Here is a 14,988-nt window from a genome sequence, read left to right as displayed (position 1 = left end):
TTGAAATGGGGGTTTCAAATCACTAACGGAGGCATTAAATTTATGACAAAAACAATTTTAGTTATTGAAGATGAATTTTCAATTGCAACATTATTGAAATATAATTTAGAACAGGCAGGCTATTTAGTAGAAACGGCTGCAGATGGTCAAGAAGGACTTGAAAAAGCAATTGACATACAGCCCAATTTAATACTATTAGATTTAATGCTACCAAAGCTAGATGGTATGGAAGTATGTAAACAAATTCGTCAGCAGCGTATGAATACGCCAATTATTATGTTAACAGCAAAAGATGATGAATTTGATAAAGTACTTGGTCTGGAATTAGGGGCAGATGATTATATGACAAAACCCTTTAGTCCACGGGAAGTATTGGCGCGTGTAAAGGCAGTTTTAAGACGCTTTACACAAAATGTTGTGTCAGATGAGAAAGATGAGCCTCAAGAGAAAATGTTTGAGTTTGGACAATTGCGAGTGTTTCCAGAACGCTTTGAAGTATTTTTACAAGATGAGGCACTGGAGTTTACGCCAAAAGAATTTGAGTTACTCATTTATTTACTTGAAAATAAAAATCGTGTATTAACACGTGATCAGCTATTAAGTGCTGTATGGAAATATGATTTTGCTGGCGATACTCGAATTGTGGATGTTCATATTAGCCACCTTCGCGATAAAATTGAAGAAAATAGCCGTAAGCCGATGTTCATCAAAACAATTAGAGGCCTTGGCTATAAATTTGAGGAGCCGAAAACGTCATGAAATCAATGAGCAACCGCTTATTCTTGACATTCATGCTTTTACTTGGAACGATATTAGCTGTCCTAATGATTGTTATAGGTCAGCTTTTTCCTGTTTATATCAAGCAATACAATGAGCAAGCAAACACTCACATACAAGCATCTATGAGCCAAGTAATGGATGAGCGCAAGATCGAACTTTCCCAGGAAGATCAAGAAGCATTGTTTGCAGCACAGAGCATGGAGCAAGAGGATTCCTTGTTGACCTTTGTGCGGGCACGACTCTATATCATATTGGCAATTCTCTTTACCATCACACTGATATTAATTGGTATTATAAGTCGCTATATGATTCGGAATTTTACAGCACCAATCGATAATGTTACCGAAACGGCTCTTGAACTTGCAAAGGGGAACTACCGTGCACGTGCCCATGAAAATGAATATGAACGCATGATACCACTAAGCCATTCTATTAATATTTTAGCCCGTAATTTGCAGGATATTACGACTATCCGTGAAGTAGAGGAAGAGAGACTAAAAACCTTAATCGAAAATATGGGCAGCTCTCTAATGATGATTGGTCGCGAAGGAAATATTTCGATAGTGAATCGCGTATTTTTAGAACGTTTTGGGATGCAGATTGATGAAGTTCAGGGCAAGGTATTTCGGACAATTGGCTTACCAAAATCATTAGAGCAGTTTATCGATCATGTATTTCTTACAGAGATGCCTTATCGACAACAAATTAAGATGGAAATAAAGCAGGAGCTTTATAATAAAGAAGTATATGGAGCACCTGTTATAGGAGACCATGGAAGATGGCTAGGCGTTGTCATTGTTATGCATGATATAACGGAGCTTGTTCGTTTAGAGCAAATTCGCAAAGACTTTGTTGCCAATGTATCCCATGAATTAAGAACACCTATTACCTCTATAAAAGGCTTTTCTGAAACTTTATTAGATGGAGCCTATAAAGACGAAAAAATGCTGATATCCTTCTTAGAAATTATTTATAAAGAAAGTAATCGTCTTCAAATGCTCATTCAAGATTTGTTAGAGCTATCTAAGATTGAACAGCATGGCTTCACTGTCAACATTATGCCAATGGGCTTACAAGATGTGCTGATTCGTGGAGCAGAGCTAACAGCTCCACGATTAGATGAAAAAAATATGAGCTTTCATGTGGATATTGAGCGTGACGTACAGGTAATGGGAGATGCCAATCGTATTATTCAGATTGTGACGAATTTAATTACCAATGCCATCACCTATTCGCCTGAAAATACAACTGTGTCTATTCGTTTAAAGGAAAATGAAACACATGGCATTATTGAAATAGAAGATCAGGGAATCGGTATTGAAAAGCATGAAATTGCCCGAGTTTTTGAGCGTTTTTATCGTGTTGATCGTGCACGAAGTCGAAATTCAGGTGGAACAGGCTTAGGCTTAGCCATTGTCAAGCATCTTGTAGATGCCCATCATGGACGCATTCAAGTAGAAAGTGAAGTGGGAGTAGGAACTAAAATGATTGTCACGATTCCGAAAAATTAACAAATCCTTTACATGAACAAAATGTTACATTCATATTTGGGAACTATACTTGTAACTAGAAACCCCCTATATGATTGTTAAGACTATAACCATAAAAAATCTCTAACCATCTTTATGTTTGGAGATTTTTTAATAACTGCTATATTTTTCGCCCCACAAAGAATCTACTGTCTAATAATTAGGCACTAGATTCTTTTTCTGTTTTACAGAGAGGATAAATAGGTGTAAAGTATAGTAGCATAAAAGTTTAACATCAATCTTTAGTAGATTGTTCGTCAAATTAAAGCTTGAACAGTCAGTGAAATCATAACTTCTTTTCATTTGAAATGTGTTTTTCTGACTGTTAAGGCAGAGAAAAAAATGAAAGAAGGATGACCATGAAAATCGTCAAAAGTATCGTGCAAATTGGCTTTCTTTATATCCTATTATTTATCGGGAATAATATTGCACGCCTACTTCACTTGCCGATTCCAGGGAGCATAATAGGACTCGTCCTATTATTTTTACTTTTACAGTTTCATATTATCAAGCTTAAATGGATTGAGCTAGGGGCAGCAGTATTACTAAGTGAACTCTTACTTTTCTTCATTCCATCTGCCATCGGCGTCATCGATTATCATGCATTATTCGGTGTACAAGGCATGAAGGTTGTGCTTGTCATAGTTGGAAGCGCGATTATTGTGATGTTTGTAACGGGCTATACGGCACAATGGCTAGAGCAACGAAAGAAGGGTGATGCGGTATGAGCTTATGGATAGCTGGTATTAGCTTATTAGGGACAATTGTTATTTTTTATAGTTGTAAAATGATCTATAAGAAATATAAAAAAGAATGGCTGACACCAATGTTGGTGACGCCGTTAGTAATTATCATCCTATTATTACTAACAGGTATACCCTATAAAACTTATAATGCTGGAGCTAGCGTTCTAACGAATTTACTCGGACCAGCAACGGTTGCTTTTGCGGTTCCTATCTATAAAAATGTCAATTTATTAAAAAAGCATGCCTTCGAAATTTTCGTAAGTATTGCGGTTGGTTCAACAGTTGCTATTATTTCATCCTTTATAATGGCCATAGTTGTAGGGTTAAACAATGAGCTTGTGCATAGTCTAGTGCCACGTTCGGTGACAACACCCATTGCAATGGACATTTCAAATATGATTGGAGGTTCACCTACGCTTACAGCTGTTTTCGTTATGACAACAGGTATTTTAGGAAGCCTATTAGCACCGATCGTTATTAAAGTATGTCGATTCCATAATCCATCATCTAGAGGATTAATGTTAGGGATGGGTGCACATGGTGCAGGTACATCTAGAGCATTTGAATTTGGTGAACTAGAAGGTACCTTTGCAAGTTTAGCAATGATTGTTGCTGCTTTAATTAGTATTGTATTATCCACAACCATTTTCCCAGTTATTGAACATCTAGTTATTAATATCCTGTTACCATAAAAGGTAGCAGGGTTTTTTTATGCTAAATTAATTATATGAAAATATTTTGAAACTTTTTATAAAGATCTCCCGTAAACAATAGTAATCAATAAAAGGGAGGAACAGACATGAGTGTGAAAAGGACACTAATGATGGTTGGACTTGGAATTTTTGGAGTTATTGCACTTATTACAGTATTTACATCATGGTACACAGTCGATGAATCAGAACAAGCAGTTGTCATTACATTTGGTCGTGCCGATGAAATGGTCACAAACCCAGGTCTTCATTTTAAATTACCTTGGCCAGTTCAATCAGTTGAAATTTTGTCAAAAGAAACTTTTAGTTTACAGTTTGGCTATAAGCAAAATAAATCAGGTGAATTAGAAGCGTATGATGCTGAAACAAAAATGATTACAGGGGACGAAAATATTGTGTTAACAGACCTTGTAGTGCAATGGAAAATTACTGAGCCTAATAAGTTTCTATTTAATTCACAGGACCCGGAAAGAATATTACATAGTGCCACATCGAGTGCCATTCGTTCTATTATCGGAAGTTCTTCGATCGATGCAGCGTTAACAGAAGGTAAAGCTGACATCGAAGCAAAAACGCGTGAATTATTAGTTTCTCTTATAGAAAATTACGATATTGGGATTAGTGTTTTAGGTGTAAAATTGCAAGATGTAGAATTGCCAAATAAGGAAGTGCGTGCAGCATTCACTGCTGTCACAGATGCACGTGAAATGAAAAATACGAAAATTAATGAAGCTGAAAAATATGAAAATCAACGCCTTAATGAAGCTCAAGGTGAACGTGATGCGATTATGTCAAAGGCAAAAGGTGCCAAAACAGCCCGTATTGAGCAAGCGCAAGGTGATGTAGCAGTCTTTAATAAAACGTATGAACAGTATAAAGGCAATCAACAAATTACGCGAGAGCGTTTAATTTTAGAGACGCTTGAAAACGTTTTACCAAAAGCACAAATTTACATTATGAATGATGATGGTAATACGATGAAGTACTTGCCACTACAGCCGCTACAACCTCAGCAGACACCAACAGAGAAAAAAGAAGGGAGTGGTAACTAATGGACCAAAAAAATAAGGATCTTGATAAATTCCTCCATTTTTTATCGGGCAAAAGTAAAAAAACTACTCCATCAGAAGGTGATTCAGGGGACAATGTAGTAAAAATATCGAAAAAAGGACCTAAAAATCCAAAGAAATATATAACATTAGGTGTAACGATAACAGCTATCTTTGCACTAGTGATTATTTTATTAACAAATATTTATATAGTGAAGGAATCCGAATATGCTGTTGTTCGACAATTTGGAGAGGTTGTAAAGTTTGAACGCGAACCTGGATTAAATATGAAAATTCCATTTATCCAAAGTGTCACAAAATTACCGAAAAATCAAATGACATATGAAATTTCAGAAGAGGAAATTAATACAAAAGATAAGAAGCGAATTATTATCGATAATTATGCTGTGTGGCGTATTACAGATCCCAAATTATTAATTTCTAATGCGGGTACGATTGAAAAAGTGGAATCGCGAATGGAAGAGTTTATTTATTCTGTTATTCGATCTGAGCTTGGACGTATTGATTATAATCAGATTATTAATGATGAGGATTCTTCGAGAGGGAGCATTAATGATACGGTAACAGAACGTGTTAATGAACTACTTTCAAACGATAAATATGGCATTGAAGTAGTAGATGTACGTATTCGTCGCATTGATTTGCCAACTGAAAATGAGCAATCTGTTTTTACGAACATGATCTCAGATCGTGAATCCATTGCCCAAAAGTATCTTTCAGAAGGTGATGCTGAGAAACGTCGTATTGAAGCCAAAACCGATCAACAAGTACAAGAAATGTTAGCTACTGCGAATAAGGAAGCATCCATTATTCAAGCTGAAGGAGAAGCAGAAGCCGCAAAAATTTACAATAAATCATTCTCCCAAGATCCTGAATTTTACTCTTTATACCGCACGCTAGAATCTTATAAGAAAACGGTTGGAGAGGATACGGTTATTATTTTGCCAGCGTCTTCACCTTATGCAAAGGTTTTATCTGGTTATATAAAATAATTGATAGCAAAGTCGTCTCTCATATCAAAGAGACGACTTTTTTTGTTGAAATAAAATTATAAAAATCCCTTAATTTGAATTTCTATATTGTGAAAATAATAGAAACTTATAAATTTCTATTCCCCAACCGCCTACAATTTGATAGAATGATAATGTTTAAAAAAGAATTGTTGGGGGTAATAGCTGTGAAATTACGAATTAGCACATGGCTCCAAAATTTAGGGATTGCTTGTAGTATTGCATCGTTATTGACTCTTTTCTTCCGCCTATCTGATTTTGAGTGGATGACAAAGAGTGTTTATCATATACCAGTATTTTTTGTAAGTATCTTTTTAGTTAGTATTATTATTGCAAATGATGTAAGAAATCTGTTTAAAAAGTTGTTTTGGTATGAAAAACGAAAGGTCAAGCGTCCTATTTGGCAAATCGGTATTGGCTTTATTTTCTTTCTAGCACAAATTAGCGCTGTTATGGTATTTAGTAAAGAGTTAACACAGCCACAATTAGGGGGAATGCCCTTATTTTTAGTGTTTGCCTTTATGAATGCGTTTATCTTAACGGTTATATATGAAGAGATTTTTTATCGCACAGCCAATCAATAACATCAATTATAGAACTTTCATTCATAGGAGTTACCTCCCAGAATGAAAGTTTTTTTATGTTTCTTGTACCGAATGCCAAGAGTCAAATGCCATGTTAATACGAAAATTATTAACATTCATCAGTATCGCCTTTATTTTATCCATAGTACATTTAAGAAGTATGAGGGAAAGTCAATGACTGAACGTCACAAGAAGGTACTCTACATACAAGAATGGATAATTATTTTTATCCAAATTTTAATCTTCAGTATGTATGATTAGAAAAATTTCACTTTAATAGGAGGAGGAATCAAGATGAAAAAAGTAGTCTTTGGAAGTGCATTAGCAGTAGGTTTATTATTTAGTGGGGCAGGGCATTCCTCTGCAAATAACCATTTGCAAGGGGAAAGTGGAATTCAGCCCTTGGATATTCAAGGTATGGATCTGGAAACAGCTTTAATGGCAGTTCAATCACAACGAACACAGTTATTAGAAAACCAATTAAAGGACCAACTAGGAGCTGTTCAACAAAAAAATCAGGAAATAGCTGATTTGAATTCACAGCTAGCAGGATTAAATCAGGAAAAAACGGCTACACCTGTAGAAGATCAGGACAAACAAATAGCACTTGATCAGCAAATCCAAAGCCTAAAAGGTCAGATAGATAGTCTAGGTAATTCACAGCAAATGGATATGCTCCGCTTACAAAGCATGAATAATAAACGTAACGAGGCCTTTGATACCATGACGAACTTTATTAAAAAAATGCAGGATAGTCGTTCTTCGATAATCAATAATATGCGTTAATCAGAAATCAAGATGATCTATTAAAAAGTCAATCGCTGTGTGCGGTTGGCTTTTTTGTAATGGTGGTAAGGACGGATAGATCCTCCAAAGTGGCGGATAAAATGCTGAAAGTGATGGATAGATCCTCCAAAGTGGCGGATAAAATGCTGAAAGTGATGGATAGATCCTCCAAAGTGACGGATAAAATACTGAAAGTGATGGATAGAGCCCCCAAGGTGACGGATAGCATTGCGTTGTCGCAGGCTTTTTTATTTAAAATGCATCGTTATTGTTGGCAAAATGGCTGTTTTCTCGATAAAGTAGAGTGAAGAAGCATTTTCAAACATACGTTTTCGTTTTACAATTAAGTAGAAGACAACGCAGGAGGATAAAATCATGACAAAGGAAAAATTACTATTATTGGACGGTAATAGTTTAGCGTATCGCGCATTTTTTGCGTTGCCATTGTTGACGAATGATAGTGGCATTCATACTAATGCTGTGTACGGCTTTACAACAATGCTACAAAGAATATTAGAGGAAGAACAACCAACGAAAATTTTAGTGGCTTTTGATGCTGGAAAAACAACATTCCGCCATGAAACTTTTACGGAATATAAAGGTGGGAGACAAAAGACTCCACCAGAATTATCTGAGCAATTCCCTTATTTACGTAAGCTTATTGACGCTTATGGAATTAAGCAATACGAACAAGATTTATATGAAGCGGATGATATTATCGGGACGCTTGCTAAAGAGGCTTCATCACAGGATATGGATGTTATCATCGTATCTGGAGACCGAGATTTAACACAGCTTGCGACAGAGCAAGTAACTGTTTATATTACGAAAAAAGGGATTACGGAAATTGAGAGAAACACACCGGCCTTTATTGCAGAAAAGTACGGTTTAACGCCCCTACAGATTATTGATATGAAAGGCTTAATGGGCGATTCTTCAGACAACATTCCAGGTGTGCCAGGTGTTGGTGAAAAGACTGCTGTGAAACTATTAAAAGAGCATGGCTCCGTTGAGGCACTTTATGAGGCAATGGATACATTGAAAGCTTCTAAAATGAAAGAAAAGTTGGTAGCCAATGAAGAGCAGGCCATAATGAGTAAGAAGTTGGCAACGATTTTTACAGATGCCCCAATATCTATTTCACTAACTGATCTCGTTTACCATGGTCCAAATGAAGAAGAATTAATCAATGTGTGGCGTGAACTTGGCTTTAAATCACTGCTCGATAAAAGTGATTTTACTGTGCAAGAGCAAGAGCAAACACCTTTTGATTTTGAACATGTTCAAGAAGTTCGACAAGAAGACTTACAAGATGTGATGGCTGTGCATGTTGAGCTAGAGAATGAACATTACCACACTTGTGCGCTACTAGGAATGGCCTTATCTGATGGAACAAAGACTCAATACATTCCTTTTGACATTGCGGCAAAATCAGATATACTTCGCCGCTGGTTAGAGGACTCCTCAAAAATCAAATATATGTCTGATTCCAAGGCAGCTCAAGCGGCATTAAAACGAGCAGGTATTCAATTAGCTGGCGTTGATTTTGATTTAGTGCTTGCTTCGTATATTAATAATCCTGGACTTAGTGGGGATGATGTTGCCACACTGGCGAAGGAACTTGGGTATTATGATGTACAAGCTGATGAAACGGTCTATGGCAAGGGAGCCAAACGTGCTATACCTGAAATAGATAAACTTGCACAGCATGTTAGCCGAAAAGCTTATGCTGTCTGGTCATTACAGCCGAAGCTAGAGGCATTATTAAAGGAAAATGAACAATTTGATCTTTATAAAGACTTGGAATTGCCACTGGCAGCCATTTTAGGTGAGATGGAAAGTGAAGGCGTTACCGTTAACCGTGCTACGCTAGAAAAAATGGGCCAAGAGCTTAATGAAAAGCTTGTCGTGCTTGAACAAGAAATTTATGCGGAGGCAGGAGAAACGTTTAATATTAATTCACCAAAACAATTAGGTGTTATTTTATTCGATAAATTAGGTTTACCTGTTATTAAAAAAACGAAGACGGGCTATTCAACGGCTGCTGATGTATTAGAGAAGTTAAAATCCGAGCATGCCATTATTGAATATATTCTGTTATATCGTCAGCTTGGTAAATTACAGTCTACTTATATTGAAGGGTTGCTGAAGGAAATCCATGAAAAGGATAGCAAAGTGCATACTCGCTTCCAACAAGCTTTAACTGCTACAGGACGACTAAGCTCGACGGATCCGAATCTACAAAACATCCCTATCCGATTAGAGGAGGGACGTAAAATCCGTCAAGCATTTGTCCCTGCGAAAGAGGATTGGATACTGTTTTCTGCGGACTATTCGCAAATCGAATTACGCGTGCTTGCACATATGTCCGAAGATAAAAACCTTGTAGAGGCCTTCCGTGAAGGAATGGACGTCCATACGCGTACAGCTATGGATGTATTCCATGTATCAGAAGATGAAGTTGATAGTAATATGCGTCGTGCAGCGAAAGCTGTTAATTTTGGAATTGTTTATGGCATCAGTGATTATGGCTTATCACAAAATTTAGATATTACTCGTAAGGAAGCAGCAACTTTTATTGAGAAATATTTCGCAAGTTTCCCAGGGGTTAAACAGTATATGGATGATATTGTGCAAAATGCGAAATTCAATGGTTATGTCACAACTATTTTAAATAGACGTCGCTATTTACCGGATATTACGAGCTCAAACTTTAATTTAAGAAGTTTTGCTGAGCGCACGGCAATGAACACCCCTATTCAGGGAAGCGCTGCTGATATTATTAAAAAAGCAATGATTGATATGGACGCTCGTCTGAAAAAGGAAAATATGCAGGCAAAGCTTCTTTTACAAGTGCATGATGAATTAATCTTTGAAGCACCTAAGGAAGAGATTGCGCTGCTAGAAAAAATTGTACCTGAAGTAATGGAAAACGCCATAGAGCTGTCCGTACCACTTAAAGTAGATTTTAACCATGGTTCAACATGGTATGAAGCAAAATAAGGAGGGGTTCAAATGCCTGAATTACCAGAGGTGGAAGGTGTCGTCCAGGCATTGAAGCCAAAGATTGAAGGACGTACAATTCAACACGTTCAGCTATCTGAAAGGGTACATTTCTCTTTTAGTGAGGGGAAACAATGTATCGTTAAACAAGCAGAGCCTGATGCATTTGAATTGACGTTGTCCCAAATGACGATTACGAAGATTGAACGACGTGCGAAATATATTTTCTTTCATTTGCTGAAAGAAGATGTCCCATATGTTCTTGTCAGTCACTTGGGGATGACAGGTGCATGGTTTGTAGTGAATTCACCAGAAGAAATCAATGAAGCTAAATTCCAAAAGCATATTCATGCAACTTTTAAAATGGCTGATGGTGGTTACTTAATTTATTCAGATATTCGCCGCTTTGGTGAACTTCGTTTTCTGACAAAAATTGAAGATCACGCCCCTTTGACAAAAATGGCACCGGAGCCATTTGATGAGTTAGCGTGTGATTTTTTTATGACAAAATCCAAACTACCGAAATATGCGAATAAGGCTGTAAAAGAAGTGATTATGGATGGGCAAGTCATTTCGGGCTGTGGCAATATTTATGCAACGGAGGCACTGTTTGCTCAGAAAATTCATCCTGCTCGAAAATTGAATCGCATAAGCGAGAAACGAAAGCGGGCATTATTTGAAGAGATTGTTGCTGTTTTACGTCAAAGTATTGAAGCAGGTGGTTCAACGATTTCTGATTATCGAAACATCAATGGGGAAGCTGGAAGCATGCAGAATCGTTTGAAAATGTATGGGAAAAAGATATGTCCAGCATGTGGAACGGCAACAAGTCAAATGACAGTTGGTGGTCGTACATCGGTTTTTTGCCCAAATTGTCAACATTAAAGGGGATTTAACAATGATTATCGGACTTACAGGAAGTATTGCAAGCGGAAAAAGTACAGTAGCAAAAATGATGCTCGAACTGGGATTACCGATTGTCGATGCAGATATTGTAGCGCGAGATGTCGTCGAACCAGGAACGGAAACATTAGCACTCATTGCTGAAAGCTTCGGGCAAGATATATTGCTAGAGGACGGAAATTTAAATCGAACAATGCTTGGAGATATTATTTTTCATGAGCCTGCCAAGCGTAAAATTTTAAATGATATCATGCATCCGGCCATTAGAAAGGAAATGTTACGTCAACGTGATGCCTATTTAGAAGGAGGGTATGAGCACGTTGTCATGGATATTCCCTTGTTATTTGAAAGTAAGCTTCAGCATTTTGTGGAGCGTATCATTGTCGTTTCAGTAAGTGAAGTGGTTCAACTCCGACGTTTAATGGAACGCAATCATTTATCAAAAGAGGATGCCTTAGCACGTATGCACTCGCAGCTACCTATGACTGTCAAAGAAAAAGGAGCACATGCGGTCATTTATAATAATGAGAATATAGAAAATACAGAGGAACAATTAAAGAAAATCCTAACTTATTGGGATGTCGTTTAAGTTATTTCAGGCTAAATGCGTAGCAAATTAAACCTTGCTACGCATTTTTTTATGGGCGAAAAGCCATAATAAAAAATAATTTTTCAGAAAATAAGAACTTTAATATTATGAGTATATAATGTTCATCTTTTTTAAAATTGTGTTATACTAATCACCATAAAGTATATAATTAATCTGAGTATGTACTCACAGGAGGATTTTTAAATGACAGTATCAATTGCTATAAATGGTTTCGGACGTATCGGACGTATGGTTTTCCGCCAAGCGATCGTACAACAAGGTTTAAATATTGTTGCAATTAACGCTAGCTATCCAGCAGAAACGTTAGCACATTTGATTAAGTATGACACAAATCACGGAACATTTGAGGGTACGGTAGAACCAGCAGGCGATGCTTTAATTGTAAATGGTAAACGTGTTCAAATTATTAGTGAACGAGATCCATTAAAATTACCTTGGACTGCAATGGGTGTTGATATTGTTATTGAAGCTACTGGTAAATTTAACGAACGTGACAAAGCAGCAATGCACTTAGAAGCGGGCGCGAAAAAAGTTATCTTAACAGCACCAGGTAAAAACGAGGACGTAACAATTGTTTTAGGTGTTAATGATGACAAACTTGATATTGCTAAACATGATGTAATTTCGAATGCTTCTTGTACAACTAACTGCTTAGCACCAGTAGCAAAAGTATTAAATGATACATTTGGTATTGAAAATGGATTAATGACAACTGTTCATGCTTATACAAACGATCAAAAGAACTTAGACAATCCACATAAAGATTTACGTCGTGCACGTGGATGCGCACAATCCATTATTCCAACATCTACAGGAGCGGCAAAAGCATTAAAATTAGTTTTACCTGAATTAGAAGGTAAAATTCATGGTATGGCACTTCGTGTTCCAACACCAAATGTATCTTTAGTTGACCTCGTAGTAGATTTAAATAAAGATGTGACAGTTGATTCTGTCAATGCAGCATTCGTAAAAGCTGCAACAGAAGGTCCGATGAAAGGAATTTTAAACTTCTCAGTTGAACCACTAGTATCTTCTGATTACAATACAACGACATACTCATCAACAGTTGATGGACTTTCTACAATGGTATTAGGTAACCGTAAAGTGAAAGTGCTTGCTTGGTATGACAATGAGTGGGGTTACTCTGCACGTGTTGTTGATCTAGTGAAAAAAGTGGCTAATGCATTAGAAACAGTAAACGCATAATATTTTAATTTTGAGCACATTGAAATCTAACTGGTTTCAATGTGCTTTTTTAAAAAACTTTCCTTGTACTTTAGGTCCTTTAGGTTTATCATGAGCTCACTAACGTGAATGCACTTTTCTTACATGTAGGAAATTTGTTATAATAGAAATATTAAATTGTTGTAAACCAGGAGAGTAATTATATGAGATGTCCATCTTGCCAATTTAACGGAACGCGTGTTGTGGATTCGAGGCCAGTAGATGATAATAAAGAAATTCGTAGACGTCGTGAATGTGAGTCATGTGGCTTCCGATTTACAACGTTTGAAAAAATTGAAGAGACCCCATTAGTTGTAGTGAAAAAAGAAGGTTCACGAGAGGAATTTAGCCGTGAAAAGGTACTTCGTGGGCTTATTCGTGCCTGTGAGAAACGCCCAGTTGCGCTTGATATACTGGAGCAACTTGTCCTATCAATTGAAAAAGATCTTCGTCGTATTGGTAATTCAGAGGTACGCTCAGAAGATGTCGGTGAAATGGTAATGGACCGCTTAGCTAAAATTGATGAGGTGGCCTATGTGCGTTTTGCGTCGGTTTACCGTCAGTTTAAAGATATCAATGTCTTTATCGAGGAGATTAAAGATATTATTCAACGTCAAACGGAGCAAAAATCATAGAAAATAGAGAGGATGAATGACGTTGATTCATTTGTATAAGGAATTGCAGCCTGGCGATCCTTTTGACATTCGTCTACCTCAAGCATTTTCTACACAGGAGCGTCAATTAGTAACGTTATTCTATCAACCTTTAACGGGCTCAGACCCCATTAGCCTTTATTTGACTTTATGGGCAGAAGCAGAGCAACTGCCAAGACAGCAAATGACTCATTATTATTTAATAAATGTGCTTGGTCTGCCTATTGGTAAAGTGTTTGAGGCACGTATAGCCCTTGAAGCAATTGGTTTACTACGTACATGGAAAAAAGAAAATGCTGATGAGCGAAGTTTTTTATATGAGCTACAGCGTCCTTTAGATGCAGAAAGCTTTATGAAAGACCCACTGTTGTCGATGTTTTTGTTTAGCAAAATTGGAGAGCAGGCATATCGTAATTTACGTCAACGTTTTATGTCACCTGTGAGGGACGCAGATTTTAAGGACGTATCACGCGCTTTTATAGATGTCTATAAGCCTGTTCATTCAAATATTCCATCAGATTTACAAGTAGATACGAATCATAAGGATAAACAACAAAGGGTATATCCTTTTTATTTGGAGCAATTTGACTTTGACTTGTTACAAGCAGGTTTATCCGAGCAATTGGTACCGTCTAGTTTACTGACATTAGAAGTTCGTGAGTCGATTGCAAAACTGGCATTTTTATACCATTTAACAGCCCTCGATATGCAAAAAGTAGTGATACTAGCTTTAGATGATGATATAGGGATTTCACAAGAACGCTTACGCAAGGCAGCTGCCGATTTCTATAAGTTGACCGTATCTAAAGAGCCACCAAAAATAGCGAGAGTAAGCGAGCCCCTGCCATTAGAAGAAACAGGTCAAAAAACGAAGGATCAGGAGTTACAACACTATTTAGAGACTACGGCTCCTATTCAAGTGTTACGTGATATAAATAATGGTAAAGAACCTTTGCAAACCTCTGTACAACTAGCAGAAAGCTTGATTGTTCAGCATGGTATGCCGATTGGGGTGGTCAATGCTTTGCTTGAGTATGTTATGTTAACAACGGATATGAAGTTGCCTAAAAAATATGTGGAAACGATCGCGGATCATTGGGTTCGTAAAAATATTCAAACTGCTAAAGAAGCAATGGAGCTCGCACGCCAAGAGCATGATAAATATACAACTTGGAAAAACAAACCTCAAACGACAAATAAAACGAATCAACGTGTTAAGGGACGTTCAGGACATCAACGAGAAGAAAAAGTCCCTGAATGGTTTTATAAACGTGATGAGAAGCAAGAGGAAAGTACTTCTAGCACGATAGATTTTGAAAAAGAACGTCAAAAAATATTAGAAATGCTAGGAAAAAGTGAATAGTAAAGAAGGTGAGCAAC

15 protein-coding genes are annotated in these 14,988 nt (G+C 37.0%); all 15 read left to right on the top strand.

What is annotated here, in order from left to right:
* Positions 1 to 42: 42 nt before the first annotated feature.
* The 15 genes from AO843_RS09195 to AO843_RS09120 all read left to right on the top strand — a co-directional run bounded on the left by AO843_RS09195 (position 43) and on the right by AO843_RS09120 (position 14,971).
* Positions 43 to 759, top strand: coding sequence for a response regulator transcription factor (locus AO843_RS09195; protein WP_012295616.1), 717 nt, complete (start codon positions 43 to 45; stop codon positions 757 to 759).
* Positions 756 to 2,291 (top strand): two-component system histidine kinase PnpS, encoded by a 1,536-nt coding sequence (gene pnpS / locus AO843_RS09190; RefSeq protein WP_054610825.1) that lies wholly within the window; start codon positions 756 to 758, stop codon positions 2,289 to 2,291. Before AO843_RS09195 ends, pnpS begins: the two co-directional genes overlap by 4 nt.
* Before the next feature lie 377 nt (positions 2,292 to 2,668).
* Positions 2,669 to 3,037 (top strand): CidA/LrgA family holin-like protein, encoded by a 369-nt coding sequence (locus tag AO843_RS09185; RefSeq protein WP_054610824.1) that lies wholly within the window; start codon positions 2,669 to 2,671, stop codon positions 3,035 to 3,037.
* The gene (locus AO843_RS09180) at positions 3,034 to 3,747 is read left to right on the top strand and encodes an LrgB family protein (protein ID WP_054610823.1); all 714 of its coding nucleotides are present in this window, start codon (positions 3,034 to 3,036) and stop codon (positions 3,745 to 3,747) included. The genes AO843_RS09185 and AO843_RS09180 overlap by 4 nt, the downstream gene beginning before the upstream one ends.
* Positions 3,748 to 3,854: 107 nt before the next feature.
* A complete protein-coding gene (gene hflK, locus AO843_RS09175) occupies positions 3,855 to 4,817 on the top strand; it encodes an FtsH protease activity modulator HflK (protein ID WP_054610822.1) in 963 nt (320 codons plus the stop codon).
* Positions 4,817 to 5,827, top strand: a complete 1,011-nt coding sequence (hflC, locus tag AO843_RS09170; RefSeq protein WP_054610821.1) for a protease modulator HflC — start codon at positions 4,817 to 4,819, stop codon at positions 5,825 to 5,827. Before hflK ends, hflC begins: the two co-directional genes overlap by 1 nt.
* Positions 5,828 to 6,012: 185 nt before the next feature.
* Entirely contained in the window at positions 6,013 to 6,429 is a 417-nt protein-coding gene (locus AO843_RS09165) for a DNA polymerase I (RefSeq protein ID WP_231630109.1), read from the top strand.
* Positions 6,430 to 6,723: 294 nt separating this feature from the next.
* On the top strand, positions 6,724 to 7,215 hold the full coding sequence (locus AO843_RS09155; RefSeq protein WP_054610818.1) for a hypothetical protein: 492 nt from the start codon (positions 6,724 to 6,726) through the stop codon (positions 7,213 to 7,215).
* Between the two features lie 101 nt (positions 7,216 to 7,316).
* Positions 7,317 to 7,523, top strand: coding sequence for a hypothetical protein (locus tag AO843_RS09150; RefSeq protein WP_054610817.1), 207 nt, complete (start codon positions 7,317 to 7,319; stop codon positions 7,521 to 7,523).
* A 67-nt stretch (positions 7,524 to 7,590) separates the two neighbouring features.
* Complete coding sequence (gene polA, locus AO843_RS09145; protein ID WP_054610816.1) at positions 7,591 to 10,218, top strand: DNA polymerase I; 2,628 nt, start codon at positions 7,591 to 7,593, stop codon at positions 10,216 to 10,218.
* Between the two features lie 12 nt (positions 10,219 to 10,230).
* Complete coding sequence (gene mutM / locus AO843_RS09140; RefSeq protein WP_054610815.1) at positions 10,231 to 11,103, top strand: bifunctional DNA-formamidopyrimidine glycosylase/DNA-(apurinic or apyrimidinic site) lyase; 873 nt, start codon at positions 10,231 to 10,233, stop codon at positions 11,101 to 11,103.
* 13 nt (positions 11,104 to 11,116) lie between these two features.
* A complete protein-coding gene (gene coaE / locus AO843_RS09135; RefSeq protein ID WP_054610814.1) occupies positions 11,117 to 11,710 on the top strand; it encodes a dephospho-CoA kinase in 594 nt (197 codons plus the stop codon).
* Positions 11,711 to 11,914: 204 nt separating this feature from the next.
* Positions 11,915 to 12,937 (top strand): glyceraldehyde-3-phosphate dehydrogenase, encoded by a 1,023-nt coding sequence (locus tag AO843_RS09130; protein ID WP_054610813.1) that lies wholly within the window; start codon positions 11,915 to 11,917, stop codon positions 12,935 to 12,937.
* A gap of 182 nt (positions 12,938 to 13,119) precedes the next feature.
* Positions 13,120 to 13,590, top strand: a complete 471-nt coding sequence (nrdR, locus tag AO843_RS09125; RefSeq protein WP_054610812.1) for a transcriptional regulator NrdR — start codon at positions 13,120 to 13,122, stop codon at positions 13,588 to 13,590.
* Positions 13,591 to 13,606: 16 nt separating this feature from the next.
* Positions 13,607 to 14,971: a replication initiation and membrane attachment family protein gene (locus AO843_RS09120; protein ID WP_054610811.1), complete on the top strand. Its 1,365-nt coding sequence runs from the start codon at positions 13,607 to 13,609 to the stop codon at positions 14,969 to 14,971.
* The last annotated feature ends 17 nt before the right edge of the window (positions 14,972 to 14,988 follow it).

This window comes from Lysinibacillus sp. ZYM-1, assembly GCF_001308875.1.
Classification (GTDB): domain Bacteria; phylum Bacillota; class Bacilli; order Bacillales_A; family Planococcaceae; genus Lysinibacillus.
Note: the sequence above shows the minus strand (reverse complement) of the source record. Positions and strands in the feature narration are given on the sequence as shown.